Here is a 22,054-nt window from a genome sequence, read left to right on the forward strand (position 1 = left end):
ATTCAGCAAGGTTTCAACCTGAAAAAGCCCTGCCACCCAAGGTGGTAGGGCAAGAGGAGCAGACGTTTAGCTAGCTACCGCTCGGCGGCTTAGGGGTAGCAGGCGAAGTTGACGTACAGCTGGTTTTTCCACTGGATCAGGCCGCTTGCTGCAAGACATTAGGCTTAATTCCTACCGCCGACTGATGGATCGTTTCTTCGACCTACGTCCTTACATCCACTCAGTCACAACACGGGGCTTGGCTAGGCGAAAGCGGTAAGCTCGATCGATTCCAGAGTAGGTGTCGATTTTTGCTTGAATCCGTGTAGTGGGAAAAATCCATTTTGGTGCTTGCTTATGGCCAGCACCCTATTAGGATGAGGGCAGAGATTTAATTCCCATGGAGGGGTGTCGTGCCCGACTACTTTGCCACGCAAGCGGGCTCATTGAACCTGTTCCAGCAGCAAATGCTTCCTAACCGGGGCTTTAGGCCTGGACAGCTCGGTGCGCTGCATGCAGTACTCGCTCATTTTTCTGTGCAGGACGACCCAGCGATCATTTGTCTGCCGACCGGTTATGGCAAAACCTCGTTGATGATGGCGCTGCCCCTGTTGATGTGCCCCAAGCGGATTTTGGTAGTTGAGCCGTCGAGCGCACTTCGAAAGCAAGTCCATTCACACTTCTCAGTGCTATCGACGCTGAAGAGAATCGGCGTCTTAGCTGAAGCTTCTCCGCTACCCGCTGTTCATCTGCATTCAGGACGACCTCAGTCAGTTGAAGACTGGAGCTCGCTAGAACAGTACGACGTTGTCGTGTCGACGCCAGGAAGCTCATCTCCAGCGATTGCTCCCGGTTCACCTGACGATCTCTTCGATCTCATTATTTTCGACGAGGCACATCACGCACCAGCCAACTCTTGGATGGCCTACTTGGAGCATTACCAGCAGGCGAGGTTTGTGTTCCTTACCGCTACGCCGTTTAGACGAGATGGGTTGGTAATCCCGGGGAAGCTCATCTATCGCTACCCGGTCATGAGAGCGGTAGAGGAGGGCGCTTTTGACCCTGTTACCTTCTGCGCCGTGCAAGTCGAGAACGAGCTTGATGATGCCCATGTGGATCAGGTTATCGCCAGGGCAGCCGTAGAGCGTTTCAATCAAGATCGTGCCAATGGATTCGACCATCGCTTGTTCATCAGGGCGGCAACGATTAAGGCTGCGCACGACCTCGTCCCTCTGTATCAAGGATTGGGCATTGCTGTGGAAGCGATCAATAGCAAGCTAACCAGACGTCAGCAAGATGACGTTGAAGCGAGGCTGATCTCGGGCGAGCTTGGAGCCATCATCTGTGTGGACATGTTTGGCGAGGGCTATGATTTTCCGAAGCTCAAAGTCGCAGCTTTGCATGCTCCACATAAATCACTGGTGCCGACCATTCAGTTCATAGGCCGATTCGCGAGGATTGATGACTCCACCGGTACGCCGACGTTGATCGCTCCCAGCTTTAGAATCAGAGAGGCGACTGCGGCGCTGCTTAAAGAGGGTGTCAACCTTGCTCAGATGATTGATGACGCCGCTCTTGCCGAGATCCAGGGCACGCTTGACGATCAGCAGTTTATGGAAGGTTTGCCTGTCAGACGCGTGACGGAGTCAGATTATGATTCTGTGACACCTTTATCTTTTCACCTATATGCCCACGTTCGCGGCTTCCATTGTGATGAAGCTCCTGATTTTTCGTTATTCGGGGCGAAGATTGGCCGACAACTACGAATCGTTAAGCAGTGGGCAGCTGGGGATGGAACCCTTTCCCTTGTACTGACTGCCGACGAGGCACCGCCCAACTGGACAGCTCTGGATGCGCTGATTGACATCAGCCATCAAGCCTTTCTTCTAATGTACTTTCCGGTATCCGGTTACTGTTTTATCGGTTCAACCCTCAGGACGGAGAAGCTTTACCTGGCAATTATGGATGTCGTTTGTCCGGCAGGTTGTCGGGCACTGAGCTATGAGGAGACGAGTAGGGCGCGTGCAGGCTTGGACAGTGTGAGGTTCTTCAACGTTGGATTAAAGAACACGGCATTTAACTCTCAGAGCGAAACCTACAGAACGCTGACCGGGCCTCAGGCAGAGCGAGCAGTGACCTCTGGAGACAGCCGAGCGTATGCCCAAGGGCATTTCTTTGGTAGTGGCATGAATGGGCAGATCAAGGAGACCATAGGAGCGAGCAGTAGCTCCAGAATGTGGAGCAATCAACGCCTTTCCATCCCTGATTTTGTCGATTGGATACGCACGCTAAATGAACGCATCGCCGGTAATGTTCCTTTCAGCGCTACACATCTAGATATCGTGCGTACAACCACTAAGCTGCGCCGGCTTCCTGATAACGTGATTGCGGCAAACTGGCCAAAGGAAGCATTCAAGAACAACCCACGAGTCCGATACCGTACACATGAGCAGGCATTTCGCTACTCAAAGTTGGTTGAGTGGGATCTGCAGGATTTCCGGAGCGACCCGCAAAATGGCCGAATGCAGTTCTCCGTTGCCCACGTAGATCGCGCGGTTGGCATGTGTTTCCATCTTGAGCAGGGGCGAATGATTACGTGCGAGGAACCTGCTGTCACAATCGAGATTGAGCCTGCTCATGATAGTTGGACTCCGCTTGCAGACTGGCTGTGTGACCATAGCCCTGTCTTCTATGCTGCGGATAAATCGTCGTTCGAGAGCATGAACCTAATGGCGGCCCCGCTCCTGCAAACGCTGAGACTTGTGCCCGGCGACACCGCCACAATTAATTGGGATAACTGCAGTATTAGGGTGGAATTCTTGCCGAACGACAACTCAGCTGAGACACAGCGAAGGCGAGCGTTACTACAAGGCAAGGCTACAGTGCAGGAGCACCTCCAGCAGCATTTACTCACTTTGCCGGACGTTGAGGGGATTTTTTACGACCACAGGACGGGTGAGGCAGCCGACTATATATGTGTCACAAAAAACGCAGATAATGAGGTAAATGTCAGTCTTTATCACTGCAAAGGCGCAGGCGGCCCGGCCAATGGAGGTCGAGTGGGTGATGTGTATGAAGTCGCTGGCCAACTCGTCAAATCTGTTTATTACTGCGATGTGGCTACGCTCTTGGAACACATGGAGGATCGTATGCATCGAAGGCACACTTGTCCATCCTATTTCGTAACGGGCAGTCTGCCGGAAATTTCGCAAGTTCTGAAGGCTACTCCAGCGACTAAGTTAAGTTTTTCGGTGATTGGTGTTCAACCTGGCATCCGCAGTTCATTGGTTGATGAAAGATTGAGTGATCTGATGGCATTTTGTATTGGTTACGCTCGACAGGGAGGTGCTTCACGTGCCTATTGGCTTGTAAGTGAGTAGTAATCGTCGCCGCCTTTAGGGCTAATGATATAACGCTTTATCTCGCGTGTTAGTGGTTTTTCGCGAATCAGAAAGCTGAAGCGGAGCACCGCACCATACCCGTTTTCTAAAGTATCTAGAAATATTAAAGTCCAAGTGGGGAATTATGGGCGTTGAAAATGAATCGTTTCGTCAGCTGTTAGGAACTGCTTTAAAGAAATATGATTTTCCAATGTTTACTGAGAACATGACGAAGCTATCCTCAGATGAGATGTTAGACTTTTTTGAGGAGTCGTTTGCGCAGCCAGGATCTTATAGTATTCGTGGTGGCCAAAAAGCGCGAAATAATTTCTATTCGCGGTTATTAGGGGATGACTTATTTTCCCAGCAGTTCGCGAAAGCCCAAGAGTACGTCAAGGGGCAACATGCGAAGATACTCGCCATTGAAAGTGAGTTTGATAAAATACGTGCGACGTTGCCGAAGTGTGACATTTCCAAATATCCAGTCGATATTCAGATGTGGAGCGCAGTCGAGGGCGCCTCTCAGGGTTTGAAACATTTTCATGATAAAATTGATCAAGCAATTCAAGAAAGTGTGGGCGGCAATGCCCACTATGCTATGCCCGAGATGCTTATTGTAAAAAATGAGGAAGGCGGTGATGTCAATATTGATGGTGCATTTTCCTCGATAATAAGCACTCTGGGCCTGACGTTGAAAATGTTAGCTCATCAGAATGGTTGGATTAAAGGTGGGAAGCTTATCGCGCCTTCTAGGCCTACAATTTCGGCAGATCATGTGTCTAAAGCGGCTGCCATTCAGCAGTTCGCTTTGGCATGGGATGCTCTTGAAGATGCCGCTAACAGAACACTATTTTTCGGAGGCGAAATCACGAGCTTCGAAGATGGGGGAGTGCCTGAGGAGTTGTTTGACAAAAGTTTTTTTGCGACTTTTGAAGATAGGAAGGTTTTTTATCGTAGCCCTTGTGATATCGAGAAATTAGATTTTCTAGCAAATCGAAGACTTCATTCTTGGGCGTTCCAGAATATGACCCGGATGTTTTACTCACCGCACATAGATGCCGTCGTCATGGGCGCGGGCGAAACGCCGCCTGGCTTGGCGATACATAGATACATTTCCAAGGACGAAGCTATAGTCGCTGCCAGCCTGAGTGAGCTATTCGCCTTCGACATCAAAGATGATCAAGAAAAGCATCATGGCCTGACACTCTGTGAGTGGGTGCGAGGGTACTCTGTATTAAAACTCGTCGTAGAGAATGAATTTTCGGACACCAGCTTTGTGCAAGTGGATAAGGGTTTTCTTAAGGCGTCATTACGGGCGTATAATTTGTCCGAAGCTAGCGCGTCTATCCTGATCAATCATTTAACATTTGGCCCGGATGGGCGAGACCTTTTTGATTCCCCGCTAATTGTTTCAGAAGACGGTAAGTATTCGTTCTTGCCTCAGGCGCTGCTTTCCGCCAATTTGGTTGTGGTTATACCATCCAAGTTGAGCGCGCTCGATATCGAACTTGAGAAAAGCGAGAAAGGAATGCCCCGGAGTGAGCGAGACTCGTCTAAGAAGTCAAAGATTTCCGCCAAAAAGGGGAAGGGGTTTGAGCGGAAAGTAATATCTTTTTTTAATAAGTTGGGTTATGACTGTGAGGCGGCTAAATTTAATATTGATGGCGCGCCATTCGAGTATGATGCGCTCCTTGTTGTTGATGATGCATTGCTGTTGATTGAATGTAAAAATACGTCAGTATCCGGGAATAACGCCGTTAAGGCTTTGAGATATGCTCAGTTTCTATCGGAAACTATCGGTCAGATTAAACGGTTGGAGGCTGGGCTTAAACTTAAGCCTGATATCGTAAAGTCTTTGTTTGGGCGAGATCTGTCAGAATTTCGACTAATACCATTAATTCTTAATTCGTTCACCTATTCCAGTCCCCCTATCGATGGTGTATATATTTCTGACTTCTCATTGACTGGTAAGTTTTTTCAGGAGCGTAATATTTCTGAATTCAGCTACGTCGATGGCAAAAAGAAAGTCAATAAGGTTTTACATCAATTATGGGTGGGTGAGAAACCAACCGTGGAAGAGTTGCTGGAGTATCTGGCGTTTCCTCCTCAATTAAAACTGATTGCAAGCCATTTTACATATCATAAGTATGCGCACTATACATCTGAAGGCTCTATGTTTTTTGCCGGTGTTTTAGATGTTGACGAAGACGCTATGAAGCTGGCGAAGCTAGAGGCGCCCGATGTGTCAAACCAATAGGTATTTAAATACGAGCAGGGCCATGCAGAGTATCGAGCATAATCTTGCTTTGACCAGTACGATCACTTGAATAGACATGTTGAGCACCGCCTTCTCGCGGTGCCCAACATAACCGCTATCGCATTAGCCACCCGCCTGCCACATCAAGCACCTGGCCAGTTATAAACCCGCTTTCGGGGGCTGTGAGGTAGCAGGCTGCATCTGCTACCTCCCAAGGCTGGTATTGAAGTAGCGGCCATCACACACTTCAGCGAACCCTACGGCGACAGAGATGTTTCGAGCCTTGGCGGCAGCGTGCAGGCTTTGAATGCTTGGGCCATTCAAAGGCTCAGCTAGGATGGCGATGTTGTCCTTGGTCGGAAACCCGGTGATGTAGGTTTCCGGGAGGATCAGCAGTTCGGTATCGACCGCGCAGGTAGCGATCACCTCCAACGCTCTGGTCAAGTTGTATGCGGTGTCGCCATCTCGACCTTTTATCTGGGCCAACTCGACTTTCATTCCAAATCTCCAAGCACTCTGAACGGGCTAAACGCCTTCACGCTGGGCTATTATGGGCTGCCCTTACCATGACGGTAATCACACGTGGTGGGTAATCCCAAGGAGTGACAATGGCCCCCTCGTTTCCAGAAATCGCATGGCATCGCTCAGTCGGTCTTCTGATAGACAGCATTGACCGCCCAGGCTTTTGGCAAGCGGTTGTTGGACGGATCTCCGACGTACTTCATTTCGACAACTGGGTGGCGTTGCTCTTCCAGGAGGGGAGGCCTCATCTTTTGGCCGAGTCCTCTGCGCCAGGCGGCGGGCCTGACCCGCTGTTTCAGGATTACCTGAAAGGCATTTATCTGATTGACCCGTTCTACGGCGTAAACTGCGAGACTCCCCGCAGCGGCCTGATACAGCTGCGAGATGTAGCCCCCGACTGTTTTGAAGAGACGGAGTACTATCAGCGCTACTTCCACCTCAACATCGTTGCTGATGAAGTCCAGTTCAACTGTCAGCTGGATAGCAAGCGGTTGGTGTGCCTGTCCTTTGGTTCGCATCGGAGTTACACGGACGAGGAAATGGGGGCTTTGGCCATGATCCAGCCATGGGTCATCTCCTTGATGCGTCAGCGCGTTGCGTATGAAGCTCAGGAGCGGGTGGAGGTACCAGCGACAGATGGCCTTGATGGATTGCGGGCAGCGCTGACCGCTCGGGAGTTCGATATCTGCCAACTGATGCTCAGTGGCCATTCGAGCAAGGGAATCGCCGACCGCTTGGCGATCTCGGTTGATACCGTGAAGACGCATCGCCGGCATATCTATAGCAAATTGAACATCAAGACTCAGTCCGAATTGTTTGCGAGTTTCTTAATCAGTGTTTGATAGTTTAATCTAAATATTCGTGGAGTATAAATGAGGCTTCGGAGTGCTGTATTTCATGGGTTGCCGGGTGTAGAAACGCTGTGCTTGGATTTTGAAAAGGTGAATGTTTTTGTCGGGCCCAATGGGGCTGGGAAAACAACTGCATTGTTAGTAGTGAAACTGGCGCTTGAGATTTTGTCTCGCAAGACCATATGCGGTGAGATTGGTGATGTTCCAAGCTGGCTGACGTTCACTTCAGTTGACATGGTGTTTCAGGATCAAGATCGAACTCTCGCCAATGCCATGTCTGACTTGCTTGAGATGGTTTCAGATACTTTGCATTTAAGAATTAAATGCGATGATACTGATTTCTTTATTGAATCTATTAAATCCGAGTCAGAAGTCCATGTTGTATCTGCTAAGAAAATTGAGGTAATCGAGAATTTGCAGAATGCTATACAGCAGACCGAGGAACGTATAGACGAAGCACAGGCTCAACTCAATCAGAATCAAAGTAACCAAGGTGTCAGGCTGGAGCTCGACCGTATCCGGCAAGCGCACGAGAAGTACCTAATTGATCTTGAGGTGGCGATGCAATGCGAGATCATAAAGCCGGGTACTGTGACGGAGGAGGTCAACCGAAAGCTTCTGGATGAAGCCCTGAGCAACACCCGTTTCCCAGCAGCGGTTTGGGTGGATTCGGCCAAGAACCTAGAGGGCGTCATTCCAGACTTCATTAATCGGATGTGTGAGCAGCAGTCTGGTAAACCAGCCGAGAAGAAAAAATTCCGTGCCGCTCATGCTGCGTTGAACCACCTTCTGCAGCATGAGGTAGATTTTCATGAGGTTGATGGCGAGAAATGCTTATCCATTGATGGAGTGGACTACCGCAGGGCATCGTCCGGCACCCGTGTCTCACTTGCATACTTTGGTCTGACTCATTTTCTGAACCATACAGACTTCGTAATTTGGGACGAGCCCGAGAATGGACTGCACCCGACCCGTCGGATCAGAATCCTGGATCTCATTCAACAAGATCCACGGCAATTTCTGATTGCTACACATGCGCTAGAGTTTGCTCCTATTTTCGCGGTCGATAGCAAGATTTACAGGTGCGATTCTTCCTACGAGGAGGACGCAGAGAATACGACTCTTCAAGTTCGAGAGGTGACCAGTCGCAAGGATGGCTTCCTTCTGCTAGAGGCACTGGGCGTGCAACCTGCTCGTACCCTTTTTACTGCAAATGTCGTGCTTTGGGTTGAAGGCCCTACGGAGCTCGTGTTCTACCGGCACTGGCTTAAGCATGCATTGCAGGGACTAGATCTGGAGGAGGGGTTTCATTACACAATCATGCATTATGGGGGGGGGCTGATTTCGTACCTTGGCGTTGCGGATGATGAGCACCGCGAGTTGGCCTTTGATGCACTCAGTATCTGCCGCAACATCATCATCGCCATCGACTCAGATCTTGATGGGGTAGTGGTGGGTAACGACTCTGAGCATTTGAAGCCTGGTGCACGGGCGGTAAAAGCTGAGGTGGATCGACTGAATGGCAGCCGGGCGGACTCTGCCCTATTTTGCGTTACCAAAGGGCGCGAGATTGAAAACTATCTCCCACCTAAAGCGCTGCTCCACGCAGCGTCTTCGTGCTGGCAGGGATACGCAGACCATGAAGCAACTCTGCCAGTTGATGATTTTATGTGCGGGCAATACCAGCCTTTTCACCAGGCCCTGCAGGCTTTTTTTGAGAGCGCCGGTGTCACCTCATTGAAAGTCAAAGACGGCGTCGAGCAAATTCATGTTCATGGCAAAAGCTTATGGGGAGAGGCCAACAAGGTGGCAATGATGAGGGCCGCTCTCACGTTGGAGGGCCTGACGCCAGAAGACATGCTCTGGGGGTTTTCGCGCGAGCTTGACGACATGGTTAAGTTCATAAGTCGGGCGAATGCATCCTGAGCAAAGCGTTCATCCTAGGTGCATTGCGGGCAGTCTAATGCGTTGTTACGGTGGAGCAGATGGCGTCACGAGGAATCTATGGGCGCCGGGCATTGTGGCAGGCGTCCAGCTCGATTTGAGCCTGGGCAAGGGTCTGATCGGTGAAAGAAATCAGACTTGTTGCGTTGTGTTGGGGCTCACGCTGCCAGGAGGCCCATTCGGAATGAACTGGCGCGTACTCAAAGCTTGCCGGTACACATCTCCTGACTACCTTGGGTGGGGCACTCTACCTTTCATGGCTTGGATGCAGGGACGGGCGCCTTCACTACATTCCAATACGGCTGTGCCGACTGGATATGTCGGCTGGCCCTCTGAATTGCCGGTCTCGACTCATCATCCAGATACCAGTAGCAGTACGTGATGGCGCGGGTGATCGCTACATATGCCGTACGGAGTGCTTCCTCGCCCTGCGCGGTGTCATATCCACACGGGTCTCCTACCCGATTTAGACCCGCCTGCGCGTATAGGTCGTTCTTTGAGGGCGAGGAAGTCTTCAGGTCACAGTCACCGAGTAGAAATACAGCCTTTGCTTGGAGACCCTTGGCTGAATGGTAGGTAAGGAATTTTATCTGGCTGGAGCGTTTCTCCATCCTTGCCCTATCAAGCAACTCCTCAAGTTCGTCGCGTGCCTCATCCTTCACTGAGTTTGAGCGCGTCAAGACGAGTATGGAGTCTCCGGCGAGGTAATGTCTTTCAACGTCAGCAGCGATTTGCTTCCAGTTCAGTTCCCGGACTTCAACTGGCACTTGGTGCTTTATTACGGAATTGTTTTTCGCAACCCCTTGCTTGTTGGGAACGCCTCCAGGGGTGTGTTTCACAATTTCCTCTGCTGCATCAATCACCATCTGATGGGATCGATGGTTCTCTTGCATGAGCACCTGATTTGGCTCAGGCGACTCGAACACCTTGTCGAAATCGATGAGGTAGTGAGGAGAGCTACCTCGCCAGCCGTAGATACTTTGCCAGTCATCACCTACTGCCATAAGCGAAGCGTAGGCTGGTGAACCGTTGGTGGGAACTGTCAAATTGCGCCTTTCGATCTCGGCGAACGTCGCACGAATCCACGATATCGTGTTGGCACCGACATCCTGAAACTCGTCAACAAGCAGAGTCGTCAGAGGTTTTAGCACGCCCGGTGAGAGCGCTTTGAGATTGTGTGGCTTACGCTCGCTGAAGATGGCGAACATGGTATTGAACGTCATTACCGGCGGGGTCATGTTGAACAGCATGCGGGTAAAATCATTCCAGTAGATCGCCAACGCATGGAAGAAATCTCGATCCACGTCGCCCTTCGGCAAGCGCATCGCCCGGATGGCTTCGAAGACGTCCAAGCCCAGATTTTCCATGTACGACGCAGCGCTGTAGAAAGCTTCAGTGATGTACTGAGGAAAAATGTCACCTTCGATCTTGTAGGTGAATTTAGGGCAGGTGTTCACTAGGCTCTTGATCGCCTCGATGGAGCTGGCTGAGTCGACGTAGCTTTTGAGATAGATTACAGGGCGGGAACAATGCGCCTGAAAGAGGATTCGTTTGTTTTTGACATCCGTATTCAGGTAGGGAAACCGTCCTTCCTTCGCCTTCAAATCTTGGGACTCTGACTTGTCCACTCCAAGAATAACGAAAGCATCAAGCTCCGGGATGTATCCGTTGACTTGGAAATCGTGTCCGAGCAATTGAATTACCTTGCGCGAAGGCTCAATCCCGTCGATCGGCCATTTACCGGCACCACGCCATAGCCTCTCCAAGGTATCGCAGATGTCTTCGTCCGCTTTCGCGAGGTCACGAGCTTGTCGTTGGGCTTTCAACGCTTCGGGGCTGTCTGCATTGACCTTCTCCATCGCTAATGCGTGGCGATACAGTTTGCCGATCAACGCCTTGAATTCGGGATTATTGTCGTACAGCCGCATATAGCATTTATTCATCAGCTCAAGCTGGGGCTCACCCATTTTCACCTGGAACACCGAGCCTTTTTCCTTCGCGCTCCCATCCTTTTCTAAAAACTCGAACGGCTGCACGCTCGCCATCCCAGGAAGGCAGCGAGCGAACGAAAGGATCCGCGAGTGGAAGGTGCGGACAATTTTCAGTGAGTCATCATGGGATATGTCATAGCCCCAAAGCTTAAAAACCTCTCTGACCTTGTTCGCAAAGTCTTTCTTGGACTCGACCGTAAAAGTCACTACTGTGAGGTTGGAGAAATCAATGCCCAGGTAGTGCCGCAAGACCAAGAGCCGCAATACCATCGTCGTAGATTTGCCGCTGCCAGCGCCGGCAACAACTGACGTGGTAGGCGTCCTGGAGAGGATCATCTTCCACTGATCCGCTGAGGGAGGCTGATTCGGTAGCTTGGCTTCTACGTCTGATCGAATCTTCTGTTCCAGTTCATCTGTTATCGGGAAGCGCCAATTTTTGAAAAGCACGTCCTCCCTGATACCCGGAGCATCAATCTTCGGAGCTGGCCCGGGCTGCAGTTCAATGATCAGTTTTCCTTCATCGAATCCAGCTTTATAGCCAGTTTCAAGACCCTCCGCGCGGCCCTCGTCATACCCCACTGCTCGACCTTTCTCATGCCCAGACTCATGCCCCTCGTGAAGCCCCCGGGAGTGTCCTGCTTCGTCCCCAGTCGAAACGCCCGAAATCTGCCCAGCGCTCCACCCCTCCCGATAGCCTTCATGGCGTCCGGCGGATCGGCCAGCTCTCCAGGCGGATAATTGGCATATACCTGCCGCATCGAGAATCAGGTTGGTCATCCGGGACAAGATGCCATTCGGTAAGGATGGCTCTGGTAGCTCATCAACTGGCGAGCTGGAATCTTTAGCATCCACTTGCGGTAAATCTCCATTTTCTTTCGACGAGGACGAGTGCCGGGTGTGGGTGTCGATTTTTGCGACACTGGCCAACGAGCGCTTCTGCCCTATTTCCGGTCGTACGAAGGGTATCATTTTGTTACGAGGGCAGATCAAGGACTGCGCGAATGACGCTCTATATAGAGGGTCTCGGTCTTACAGGGCCCCGGAGCGTATGACTGCTGGCGTCTGGAACTCAGGTAGTATGCTCAGAGCTGCGCTGAGCGCTTTGACTGATGGAGTAGGTGTGTGGGAAGGACGTTCGCATTCGTTGACGAGTCAGGCAATCACGACCTGGACACGTCGAAATCGGGAAGCTCAAGCTTCTTCGTGATCTGCTCGATCATTATCACCGAAAAAGATCTGCCGCGAGCCTACGAGCTTGCGGAGGCTCTACGGGCACAACACTTTCAAACGGGCGAGATCAAATCCAGCAAGCTCAAAGCAAAGGATTTTGATCGTCGCCGGAAGATCCTTGTCGATCTTGCTGAGCTGCCCCTAAAGCTTTATTTCACGGTTGTAGACAAAAGGCTTGTGTACAAGGACGGAGGGCACCAATTCAAGCAGTCCTTCATCAAAAGCGTGAACAATCTCTTGTACGAACGCCTGTTCAATCATTGCCAAGATTTGCATATGACCGTCGACGAGCACGGTGGGCCGGAATTCCAAGAGAGCTTGCGGGATTACGTCGCAGCGCGGTACGCCAATGATCTTTTCGGGGACTCGGCATTCCAGACCAAGAGCAGCAAGAGCGATGTCCTGATCCAGGTAGCTGATTTTTTCGCCGGCACTGTGGCCCATATCTACGAAGGCAAAACCTCGAACGAGGTGGTTGAGGTCTACAAAAATATCCTGCGTAACAGCACTCTGGGGCTGCTTGAGTGGCCACCCAAATTTCAGCCTTTCCTGCCTCCACCAATGAGCGAGTCTGCGTATGCGGACTACCGAGTACACCAGCAAGCGTTGAAGCAGGCAGATTTGTTTCTCGCCAAGATTGGCGAGCATCCAAGCGAAGAGGAGCGGCTACCACTCTGCATCCTGGATTACCTGCGCTTTCGAAGCGAATTTGTCAGCGACGAGTACGTCTCCACTGAAGACATCGCCAAGCACCTGGCGGACAGAGGCTTCCCTGGGCTGGGCGATCAGAAGATCAGATCAAGTGGGATCGCAAAACTGCGGGACTGCGATGTAATCATCGCCTCCGCTACGAAGGGGTACAAGATCCCTCGAACACGCGCTGACATAAACGATTTTCTGGAGCTTGCATCGAGCCAGATTCTTCCGCTGCTTGATCGGGTCAAGAAGGCTCGGGATGTCTACCGGCTCAGCAGCGTCGGGGAATACGACATCTTGGCGGAAGATCAATTCGCAGAGATCAGAAAGCTGTTGTTGTCGCTTGAGGCGTTATAGGCGAGTCCTATGGCAGCTCCATTGCCTCGCCTGTAGCAATAGCTGAGACCGCATTAGCCAAAGTGGTTGTGGTGATCGGGCGGGGAGGCGGCTAGCTTTTTGGGTCATACCGAAAGGATCAGCGTGGTGCATAACCACCATGGGCCAGGGCATCCTGCAGCTTTCCGACAGCGGCTCGAATTGTATAGGCTTCGTTATCATCTATTGCGCACCCACGTACTTCGCTCCAATCGAGCCGTTTAAAGAATTGGGCAAGTGCCAAGGTTTCCTCCTGGCTCAGATCGGCATCCGCCTGAAGGCGGTGTATACCGAAAGTCACGGTGACGTCTTTGGGCTGGGTCAGCTTGTTCATAGGGAGGCTCCATTTTTGGGTAGCGGCAGTTTGGCGAGTTCAGCCAACGAGATTGCTCAATAGCTTAGCTGACCACTCCAAAAGCGCTTAGGCCAAGAGTGTCTATAGGAGTTAGAGACACTGGGAAGAGCGCGGACAGCTTAACGTGAGTGGGTCTACGTGAGGCTCCGGGTGCGATGGCAACATGTGGCACCGTTATTGGAGCGACTATCCGTCTAATCGATGGCCAGGTTGATCAAGATGTGTGGATGCAGGGCGGTCGTTCGCCCTGTATCACTCTGTCTTCAAAGCGAGTCGAGATAATCAAGCGTCAAGATTCAACGCCATCTGCCTGACAATTTCTAGTGGCTGCTTGCTGTCGATGACCCGGTAGATGAGGTCGCGCTGACTGCGGGGCAATTTTTTGACCACATTCTTCGCTGCCGCCCTCACACCCGCATCCGTGCCGTGGATTTTGCGGCTAACAGCAGAACCAGTGTCGCATGGCTGAGGTTCATATCAGGCTCTGTGGATGTTATTCGCACGCCGCATTGGCGAGTGCCCCGCGTGATGTTGTGAGCAATGCCCTGGTACTCAGATAACAAGATTGAGCCATGATCGAGGTAGCGCGTCTACTACAGGCGTGCGTATTGGATTTTCTCAAGTCCGAGAATGCCGTAGCTATTGCGAATGTTCTGTTCTGTGGGCTCCTTGTCACGCAGCCAACGAACGGGAATATCCAGATAACCTGCCCAGCGTGCACCTTGTTTGAATTGCCTCCATTGCTTGGTTTTGGCCATGACCTCCAGGTATTGGTTGACCAACAAATACTGCAGGTCTCCAGCGGAGTACTTAGCAAGCTGAAAGGCTTTAGTGTAGTGAGGGGACGCAGAGGCAAAGTCTTCAGCCCGATAGCACACTATTCCCTTCAGCCAGTGCATAAGCCATGGAAGGCGCTCGGCAACCCCCGCCAGTCTCATCTGTTCGCACAGCGCATCCACAGCCTCCAGCGTGACACCTTCGCTGTTTCTCATGGCAAGGGCACGCTGGAGGTAGTGATCAAAATGTTCAGGCTTATCTACCCTCCAGCGAGAAATCGCGTCCGAGCGAATCCTTGCAGCGTAGGATCCGTATCTCTTTTCAATCCACTGCACGACTTTGTCTGGGACGTAACCTCGACTATCTTGATTGCTTAGCAACAGCTCATTCGCGTTCTGGAGTTTGCCCTCAAAATGTCCCCAGAAGTGCGGGCCCATCCTGATCCCAAGCTCAACTCGTTCCGTGGCTTCGATTTGAATTTGTTCCTGTGGGGTGTACCCGCGAGGTTTGACTGAGACAGCCGCCACGACTTCCCGATCTAGTTGGGTTAGGTACTCGGTGATTTCTTCCTTGATCCACCCGAAATAAAGGCGAGTTTGGCGCGTGATGTCTTGAAGATACTCGGTTCCCAGCCGCTCCTGAATATCCATCAAAATGAATGTGATGATTCGCGCGATGGTGGCGCAAGTGATGATGCCGTCTTGGAGCCTTTGATCAACGACGTTACCAACCGAGGCCTGCGCCTGAAACGAGTCCTCAAGGTTTTTCACAAGTGCGGGAAGTGACGGCAGGTGCTTGGCGTTTTTCCAGCTTCGTGCTGCTCGCTCATTTTGTTTCAGGTGTGTGGTATCGCCGACTACACCGATTGGATCGTGGAATGTCGCAAGGGTGAGGCCGCAGGAGGCATAAGCCCAAGCCAGAACTTTATCCAGCGGCGTTGAAATATTTCCCTCGACACTCGATGGCAGAAACCAGCACGGTTCCATCGGTTGCGGGGCTGCGTAGATGTATCCCTGAAAGACTACCCAGTTTCGAGCCAGTGACCGTACGGCGACTTCGACGGCGTAGCTGGTCAAGAAGAATCGCGCGGTATCGCGTTTGGTCATGGTCGTACCCATGGTCTTGACCATCGACGCATATGAGCCATAAAGCTCGTTCAGTACCTCTTGAGCCTGCTGGGCCCAAAAGGGGCAGCGGATGTACCTGCGAAGTGAAGCGGTCAGCAGATCAGCGATATCTTCAAACGCCTCCTGCAAATTGCAGTCCTCCTTGGCCAACCTCTGCATACGCTTCTGATAGGTCTTTGCTATGCCTTGATCAAACTCGGTCTCGTCTTCACGATTATGGGCTTTGCGAGGCATCACGCCGGACGCTGCAACGGCGTACTGCGCGACGTCGCCGAGGGTAGGGGAGGTGTACAGTCGTTCCATGGGTAATGCCTCGATCGCCGTTAGTGCTTAGTATTGGTTGGGATTGAGTTGTTTGCCCCGGTTGCCATGCACCTGGGAGTTCGTGATGTTCGAACCTTTCGTACCTTTGTTGGCGTTTGAGGTATCAGAACGATGGTTGGCCTGAGCCCGCTGAGACGACGATGGCTGTGTGCCTGAGGATTTGTTGGTGGGGTTTTTCTGGTTCATGGTGATGCTCCTGAATTTGGAGTTCCAGACTGGCTGGAGTGGCTCCGTGAGTAGTGCATTCAGGTTATCCAGCGAGGGCTGATGGTTCTAGGTCGAAATTGGCGACGAGTTTTTTGGCTACGCGGTGCTCCACGCAAAGCCAAGCGCTGTGGCCGATCTGATGTACGAAATGCTGGGCTGTGCGTTGACCGTCTCTGAGTGCGCCTGGGTACTCCTGAGTCGCCACGATGGTTAATGAGCAAGCGACGGGTTGCCAAAGGCTAAGCCGTGGCGGAGGGATATGTGAGGTCACGGATAAGATCCGTGCGCTCATCCGCCATTGGTCAGCTGTGTCAGCTAACCTCTGGCGTTTGTCGGAGTACACGCGAAGTAGAAAAGATGAGTCACCCTGTGGCAAACCGCTCTGGCGAATCGACCGCCGTATCTCTGAGCGGTCAAGCGGTAGGCTGGATCATCCAAGTTGGTACTTTGCGAGAATCAGCATCCCTAGCAGCGCGGACGGCTGACCCACCCCATGTGCTCTCTGAAAGTTTTCAGCCAGCAGGTCGTCGATGTCTTTCTTCACCAACCGCAACCTGCCGATCGCCAGCGCCGCAGCGAATTCCAGGCCGGCATCGCCATACTCTTCGTTGCAGCGAATGAACACCTTCGACAGGAATTCCCGCATGAGCCTGCTCAATTCAGGGCTGGCAGAATAGTCCAGTTCTGAAGGAAGACTCGCCCTCAGTAAGCACGCCTGGAGGATCGAATCATTGAATCGCAAGAAGCATTCGGGGCCGAGCACCACCGATTCATAGCCGTTGGGGCAAAGTCGCAAATTGGGGTTTTCATGCTCACGAGCGTACTGAAGCACCGCCGAGAGGGTTAGGTACACAGTGCTCTGGCTTACGCGCTCGTACCCTGTGGCGATGTCAGAATCCTTTTTGAAGAACAGAAAACCCTCTGACAGCTTGAGAGGCGCTGCTCGCGGCGAGCGCATCAGCGCTTGGCGGGCCGCCTCGATTTCGTCAGTTGCCAGGTCTACTGATTGAGTCACGACAGTGGGGCTGATCCCACCCCCAGGGTCTAGCTCAAGTAGGGTAAGCGTCTGTGCCAGCGAGCCCATTGCGGTGAGCTGAGACCAAAAGCTTTGCTCCGTGTCCTCCCCAATCGGCATGTTGATCCAGTTGGAAAAGCCGTACAGGCGATCCGTTGGATTTCGTGCAAGGAAAATTTCCAGCTGCTTCCACGCGCTGGCGCTCTGCGGGATCCCGATTGGCGTTAGGTACTGTCTGGGTATATTGCTCAAGATGCGCGTACGCAGATCCCGGCTGATTTCCCTGAGCACGCCCCCATCTCGCGACACTGCTGACACCACTACCACCCCGGTTACATCGCTGCACTCGGTTGCGAGAAGATCGGCAGACGCTATCAGTCGTATCGGCCTGTCACTTTCACGCTTCTCTCTGAGCTTCTCGACGACTGCCTGCGCCAATCGCAACGAACTGTCGTCGGCAGCGTGGATGACGAGGTTGGTCGCGATAGGGAATCGCCAGCTGATCTCATCATCCAGCCACTCAATGAAATCAGGGTTTTCGAAAACCTGCTGAGGGTCGAGCTGGATCAGTTTGGAGCGGCCACCATCAACACGAGAATTCAGGGGCGGAATTGTGAACCCGAAATGCTTATGGATTATGTCCAGTGTGTCCGGAGCGTGCTTCGTGCCGATCACGACAGCTCTAGGCGGTTTGGCCTTGGAAGAGAAATTTTCCCCAATAATTTCTATCAGCGTTCCCTCTTTTTCACCGAGCTCGGGCAGGCTGAGCCCCATCGCATTTAGCGAAACCAAGACATCACCATCGCGGCTTTGCTTCGTGACGTCCACCAATGTCAGGATGCAATCCTCGGAGAACCAGCGTTCCCGCATTTTTGCAGCCATCCGTCCCGTGGTGGAAGCGGATACGACGCAGAAGTAAGGAAAGCTTGGAGGGATGAGCTTCTCTAGTTCATCGTATGAGTGAAAGCTGTGGATCTCCGCATCGCCACCACACAAGCTCAGAGCATTCTTCACAAACGCGTAAATACCCATGGTATCGATGTAGATCTTTTTGGCGACGCGCAGGCGTGAGCTGTGCCTTAGGGCAATGCAGTAACCCACCACAAACAGCTCGGCTTCACCGCTGGCGATATCACGAGCCTGGATAAATACGCGGTTTTTAGTGCCTGAAGGGTGCTTGAAAATGTGGCCAGACGGTGCTCTGTGAATGGCATTGTTGCGCTGGAGCAGCGAAAAAACACCGCGCTCCAGCAGGTCGTTTGCCGAAAACTGGAAATTCTCTGTACCGCCCCCTAACGAGTGTCTTGTGAAGCCGGCGCCTTGCCACTCGTTGAACACGTATTGACGCACGAAATCTATCTGGCTCTTCTCACCGCGCTTGAGCATTGTGGTGCGCTGTGGGCTATCAGTTGCCCATGCCTGTTGGAATGCCCCAAGCTGGTTGCTGTTGCCGAAGATATAAACGCAATCGGGGAGGTTGGCTTCGCGCTTGAGCGCAAAATCAACGTCGTCATAGACATCGCTAGGGCTAAGGTCGCACCGGTTGTAGCAAAGGCTCAAAACCTCAACGGAGCCTTGAACAGCGCAGTGTTTCACATGACGCCATGGGTAGAATCTTTCCATTACTCTGCCCTCAATGGCACGAGGATAGACACAACCGCGCCTTCTACCGGGGCGAGAGGCTGGGGAACCCAGTCCTCAAAGTCGAAATGATTGCGCTCGTCATCACCTTTGGTGAACACGTTGAAGACCGACAAGCGACCTGACCTTATCCTGATCAACCCTCCGATCTTGCTCAACTCGTTAAGAACCAGTGGCAAACCCTCGCCGGCAGCATCCTGGGGTTTCGATGAAACATTGTGTTGAAGACATCGAAGCAGAGCGTCCTTTTCCTCCTCAATTGTCATTTCGGTAACCAATTTGCCGGTGTACCGACTGACAAGCCCAGGGCCGGAGTCGAAATAACTGATTTCAAAAACGCGCAGGCTTGTGAGGCCCGATTCTGTCTCGCCTGCTTCGGTAGCCCAGTAGTCTTCCAGCTTGTCGTTTCCCGAAAAATCTTCGGCAAATAACTCTTCACTCAGACGTGTCCATCCCAAGATCAGGCCTTCAACGTGCGACAGATATTCAGTGCCTTCATGATCGGTGACAGCGTGGTCTTGGGTATTCTGAAGAAGCTCGCTCGAAAACGATCCCAAGGCATCAATAAGGGATTCAGGCACGCTTTCACGGCTTTGCTGGTTTACGAAGGCAACGAGTTCGGCCATCGAGTTCCGCATATCCTTCTGTTTCTTGGCCACCTGGGCGGAGGCGAAAAGTGGCCGAAGATATTGGACTTTGGAGGCTGCAACACAGATGAGATCCAACGATCTGCCGCGAATGACATCGCGGAAATTTCCAGCATCGGTGTTCTGCATTTTTTCCGCCGCAGCTGTCAGCACGTCACGCCGATCAAGCACCTGTTCGCCCAGGCGAATGCCTCGCGTTAAGCGCGCACCAGCGATGCCTGGTGAGTAACTGCAGACGGCGTTTTTGGCGTCCTCAGGGGATGCATTCTGATGAATGTCTAGATACCCATCTTTGAGCCGATGCCGAGCCAGCGTAACGACCATCTGCAGTCTCGAAGCGTCGTAAATTGGGCTATGGCGACCTTTGAAAAAGTCCAGAGGAAAAACAAACCTGTCATCCTGGGGCTGGCTGTCCATCTGGCTGATAGCGCGTTCGATGTCAGCCAGGCTGCGGCATTTACCTACATTAATTTTGGCCAACGAATCACCTCGGTGACGGAATCATTTTTTGGGCGTGTAGCCTGCCAGAAGGTCTTTGATCCGTGGTTCCGGCTTCCAGTACGCAGGGCCTTTCAGGAATTTCCCATTCTCGTCGTAAATAGGCTTTCCGTCAGCACCCAGCTTGCTTTCGTTGCTATCCATGATGACGTCCAAGACCTCCTCCAGCGGAAGTCCGTATTTCATGGCCTCGGAGCGGCAGTACACGATCACATCCCCCAAGAGGTCGGCCAGCGCGACCTGTATGTCCAGAGGATTTGCTCCTTCCTTGATGCTCGCGACAATCTCATCGATCTCGTGAACCTCATCCAGCAGTGTCTTCTTGAACTTCAACAGACGCTCGTCGGTACCCTCGAAAAGGTGCGGCGCGTCGTGGACAGGCAGCTTGTACATCTCATTCATCGACTGGATTCGATCTCGGAACGTCTTCGCCATCCTATTTCTCCTGCGGCAGGTCGTTGGGGTTGCGGCTGACACTACGCTTTTTTTTGGCGACAAAGCAAACCTCTAGCCTGGCCTCTCTAGCTGAGTATGTAATACCCGTCATCGCATTTGCGAACCCCAGCTCGCTTCTCCGGGGCCAGCCCCTCCTGGATGATGTAATACAGGTCACGGAACACGGGGGAGGTGGCGGCGATGTAGCTATGCCCAAGCCCAAACAGCTCGCCGGCGACGGCTGTGACATCGACCGTCGACAGCCCTGTCATGACAATGGGGGGATTGGCATCTCCTGCCCTAGGCAGTGATTTGACAGCCCTGGAGACTTTGATGGCCCTATCGTCGCGCGAGGCGTACAGCGTTACCTGATCATAATGGCCAAACACCTTGGCGATTTGCTTGAAACGCCCTGTATCTACATCAGGAGCAGCCAGGACTATTTGGCTGATTGGCGTTTCTCCCGCTGCGTGCTTCCAGTTCTCAAGCACTGCAAGCAGAGCTCGATTCCCCATGCTGTGCGCGATGATATGGAGCCGCCTCAGGCCGAGGTTTTGGGTGATGGTATGCAGGAACTCGCGAAGGTGTGCCACCGACCAGTCTATCGTTGCCTCGTCTGTTGGGTAGCTCAGAACCCTGCCGCACGACGCCCACGAGTAACAAAATTTGCGCCCGGAAAACTTCAGATCATGACAGAGCTGGCTGGTACGCCAGAGTGCCTCATCGAAGGTCACATTGAACCCATGGATGAAGAGCAGGCCATCAGAATCAGTTACCTTTGCAGACTCAATCCAGTCCTGTAAGGAGCGGGCGGTCACCTTATGGATGACGATGTGCAGGTTGGGGTTTTCAGCTGTCGGGAAGAGTCTGAATCTTTTGGTCGGACGCTCAACGCTCCCTTCTTTATGGACGTGAGGGATCGAAACCTCTGCCACGCCATAGGTAATGCCTTCTTCGGTTCGCTCATCACCAAACTGGGCTTTGAGGTGGCTGGAGATATGGTTTCTGTCCGTCCCGAAAAAGACGCTATGTGTCGTAGCGTTCGGCGCAGTCACTCCAAACCCCTGGGATGTGAACGGAGCCGGGTGGATCTGGCTCAAAGGTTTCACACGGATGTCTGGAGTTTCTAGGCCTGCAGTCGGTCGACCGGCTTTGGGTTCGGAGTGGTAGTTGTCAGCGGCGTCGATGCCCAGGCTGCCTACCATCTCAGATGGCAATGTGATGGAGGCTCTCACCACCTGTTTGAAGCTGTGGGTTCTGGCGTAGCTGGAAAACTGAGCTTCTGACATGCTGTTCAGCCGGAGCAGCAGCTCGTCAGACTGAGGGCTCAGTCTGAGATCCTGCAGATGTGCTAACAGACGCTCTAGAACCACCATGCTGGATGTTTTTAAGCTGAAAACAAGCGTGTTCTGAAACTCGTCGGCAGGTGCGCTTTGCCAGATACGATAGACCCCAATAGAGCTCACAATCCTATCAGTGGCTCTAGCGGAATGAATGTTTAGCCACAATATTGCGGCTGCGAGTTTCAGATCCTCTGGTGTCCTCATTTCGTTCCCTGACAATCCTGTTCTATTCGCCTTCGACAGCACAGCTGGGTTTGAGCTTGGCGCATTGGCATGATGGCGAATTGTACACTGCCTGACCGGCAATCGATCCAGCCAATATATGCGTTAACCGTTGCGAGAGTCGGAAGCCTGTCCGTGTCTGTGTCCGGCTTTGACTTTGACTTTGACTTTGACTTTGACTTTGGCTTTGGTCTGGGCGACAGGCTAGGTACCAGTGTGAAACGTATACAGCACCTGG

At 52.3% G+C, this 22,054-nt stretch carries 14 protein-coding genes and 1 pseudogene; 5 read left to right on the forward strand and 10 right to left on the reverse strand.

What is annotated here, in order from left to right; genetic code table 11:
* Window positions 1-392 precede the first annotated feature (392 nt).
* Both AWM79_RS05645 and AWM79_RS05650 read left to right on the forward strand, forming a co-directional pair.
* Window positions 393-3,359, forward strand: coding sequence for a DEAD/DEAH box helicase (locus AWM79_RS05645; RefSeq protein ID WP_156430082.1), 2,967 nt, complete (start codon window positions 393-395; stop codon window positions 3,357-3,359).
* A 145-nt stretch (window positions 3,360-3,504) separates the two neighbouring features.
* Window positions 3,505-5,616: a hypothetical protein gene (locus AWM79_RS05650; RefSeq protein WP_156430083.1), complete on the forward strand. Its 2,112-nt coding sequence runs from the start codon at window positions 3,505-3,507 to the stop codon at window positions 5,614-5,616.
* A gap of 204 nt (window positions 5,617-5,820) precedes the next feature.
* Here AWM79_RS05650 and AWM79_RS05655 read toward each other — a convergent pair whose 3' ends face one another.
* On the reverse strand, window positions 5,821-6,114 hold the full coding sequence (locus AWM79_RS05655; RefSeq protein WP_060782361.1) for a nitrilase-related carbon-nitrogen hydrolase: 294 nt from the start codon (window positions 6,112-6,114) through the stop codon (window positions 5,821-5,823).
* A 110-nt stretch (window positions 6,115-6,224) separates the two neighbouring features.
* Here AWM79_RS05655 and AWM79_RS05660 point away from each other — a divergent pair, with 110 nt between their 5' ends.
* Both AWM79_RS05660 and AWM79_RS05665 read left to right on the forward strand, forming a co-directional pair.
* Window positions 6,225-6,980: a response regulator transcription factor gene (locus AWM79_RS05660; protein ID WP_060782362.1), complete on the forward strand. Its 756-nt coding sequence runs from the start codon at window positions 6,225-6,227 to the stop codon at window positions 6,978-6,980.
* A gap of 30 nt (window positions 6,981-7,010) precedes the next feature.
* The gene (locus tag AWM79_RS05665; protein ID WP_060782363.1) at window positions 7,011-8,915 is read left to right on the forward strand and encodes an ATP-dependent nuclease; all 1,905 of its coding nucleotides are present in this window, start codon (window positions 7,011-7,013) and stop codon (window positions 8,913-8,915) included.
* Between the two features lie 272 nt (window positions 8,916-9,187).
* On the opposite strand, the gene AWM79_RS05670 is transcribed toward AWM79_RS05665, so the two are convergent.
* Window positions 9,188-11,851 (reverse strand): UvrD-helicase domain-containing protein, encoded by a 2,664-nt coding sequence (locus AWM79_RS05670; RefSeq protein ID WP_167375419.1) that lies wholly within the window; start codon window positions 11,849-11,851, stop codon window positions 9,188-9,190.
* 195 nt (window positions 11,852-12,046) lie between these two features.
* Here AWM79_RS05670 and AWM79_RS05680 point away from each other — a divergent pair, with 195 nt between their 5' ends.
* A complete protein-coding gene (locus AWM79_RS05680; protein ID WP_060782366.1) occupies window positions 12,047-13,207 on the forward strand; it encodes a DUF3800 domain-containing protein in 1,161 nt (386 codons plus the stop codon).
* Window positions 13,208-13,325: 118 nt separating this feature from the next.
* Here AWM79_RS05680 and AWM79_RS05685 read toward each other — a convergent pair whose 3' ends face one another.
* The 8 genes and pseudogenes from AWM79_RS05685 to AWM79_RS05720 all read right to left on the reverse strand — a co-directional run bounded on the left by AWM79_RS05685 (window position 13,326) and on the right by AWM79_RS05720 (window position 21,717).
* On the reverse strand, window positions 13,326-13,559 hold the full coding sequence (locus AWM79_RS05685) for a DUF7706 family protein (protein WP_060782367.1): 234 nt from the start codon (window positions 13,557-13,559) through the stop codon (window positions 13,326-13,328).
* Window positions 13,560-13,862: 303 nt separating this feature from the next.
* Window positions 13,863-14,056: pseudogene (locus tag AWM79_RS25530) on the reverse strand (DUF7740 domain-containing protein).
* A gap of 117 nt (window positions 14,057-14,173) precedes the next feature.
* On the reverse strand, window positions 14,174-15,787 hold the full coding sequence (locus tag AWM79_RS05695) for a hypothetical protein (protein WP_060782368.1): 1,614 nt from the start codon (window positions 15,785-15,787) through the stop codon (window positions 14,174-14,176).
* 27 nt (window positions 15,788-15,814) lie between these two features.
* The gene (locus AWM79_RS05700) at window positions 15,815-15,994 is read right to left on the reverse strand and encodes a hypothetical protein (protein ID WP_060782369.1); all 180 of its coding nucleotides are present in this window, start codon (window positions 15,992-15,994) and stop codon (window positions 15,815-15,817) included.
* 451 nt (window positions 15,995-16,445) lie between these two features.
* A complete protein-coding gene (locus AWM79_RS05705) occupies window positions 16,446-18,653 on the reverse strand; it encodes a hypothetical protein (RefSeq protein WP_060782370.1) in 2,208 nt (735 codons plus the stop codon).
* Window positions 18,653-19,798 carry a hypothetical protein gene (locus AWM79_RS05710; RefSeq protein ID WP_060782371.1) on the reverse strand — a complete coding sequence of 382 codons (1,146 nt, stop codon included), beginning with the start codon at window positions 19,796-19,798 and terminating at the stop codon, window positions 18,653-18,655. Before AWM79_RS05710 ends, AWM79_RS05705 begins: the two co-directional genes overlap by 1 nt.
* 21 nt (window positions 19,799-19,819) lie before the next feature.
* Window positions 19,820-20,251, reverse strand: coding sequence for a nucleoside triphosphate pyrophosphohydrolase family protein (locus AWM79_RS05715; RefSeq protein WP_060782372.1), 432 nt, complete (start codon window positions 20,249-20,251; stop codon window positions 19,820-19,822).
* A gap of 86 nt (window positions 20,252-20,337) precedes the next feature.
* Window positions 20,338-21,717: an alpha/beta hydrolase gene (locus AWM79_RS05720; protein WP_208599930.1), complete on the reverse strand. Its 1,380-nt coding sequence runs from the start codon at window positions 21,715-21,717 to the stop codon at window positions 20,338-20,340.
* Between the last annotated feature and the right edge of the window lie 337 nt (window positions 21,718-22,054).

The sequence above is a fragment of the Pseudomonas agarici genome, assembly GCF_001543125.1.
In the GTDB taxonomy this organism is placed as follows: domain Bacteria; phylum Pseudomonadota; class Gammaproteobacteria; order Pseudomonadales; family Pseudomonadaceae; genus Aquipseudomonas; species Aquipseudomonas agarici.

Coding starts and splice junctions, on each gene's coding strand:
- AWM79_RS05660 (WP_060782362.1), top strand. CDS start 6,225: ATGGCCCCCTCGTTTCCAGAAATCGCATGGCATCGCTCAGTCGGTCTT.
- AWM79_RS05665 (WP_060782363.1), top strand. CDS start 7,011: ATGAGGCTTCGGAGTGCTGTATTTCATGGGTTGCCGGGTGTAGAAACG.
- AWM79_RS05705 (WP_060782370.1), bottom strand. CDS start 18,653: ATGGAAAGATTCTACCCATGGCGTCATGTGAAACACTGCGCTGTTCAA.
- AWM79_RS05695 (WP_060782368.1), bottom strand. CDS start 15,787: ATGGAACGACTGTACACCTCCCCTACCCTCGGCGACGTCGCGCAGTAC.
- AWM79_RS05650 (WP_156430083.1), top strand. CDS start 3,505: ATGGGCGTTGAAAATGAATCGTTTCGTCAGCTGTTAGGAACTGCTTTA.
- AWM79_RS05715 (WP_060782372.1), bottom strand. CDS start 20,251: ATGGCGAAGACGTTCCGAGATCGAATCCAGTCGATGAATGAGATGTAC.
- AWM79_RS05685 (WP_060782367.1), bottom strand. CDS start 13,559: ATGAACAAGCTGACCCAGCCCAAAGACGTCACCGTGACTTTCGGTATA.
- AWM79_RS05700 (WP_060782369.1), bottom strand. CDS start 15,994: ATGAACCAGAAAAACCCCACCAACAAATCCTCAGGCACACAGCCATCG.
- AWM79_RS05655 (WP_060782361.1), bottom strand. CDS start 6,114: ATGAAAGTCGAGTTGGCCCAGATAAAAGGTCGAGATGGCGACACCGCA.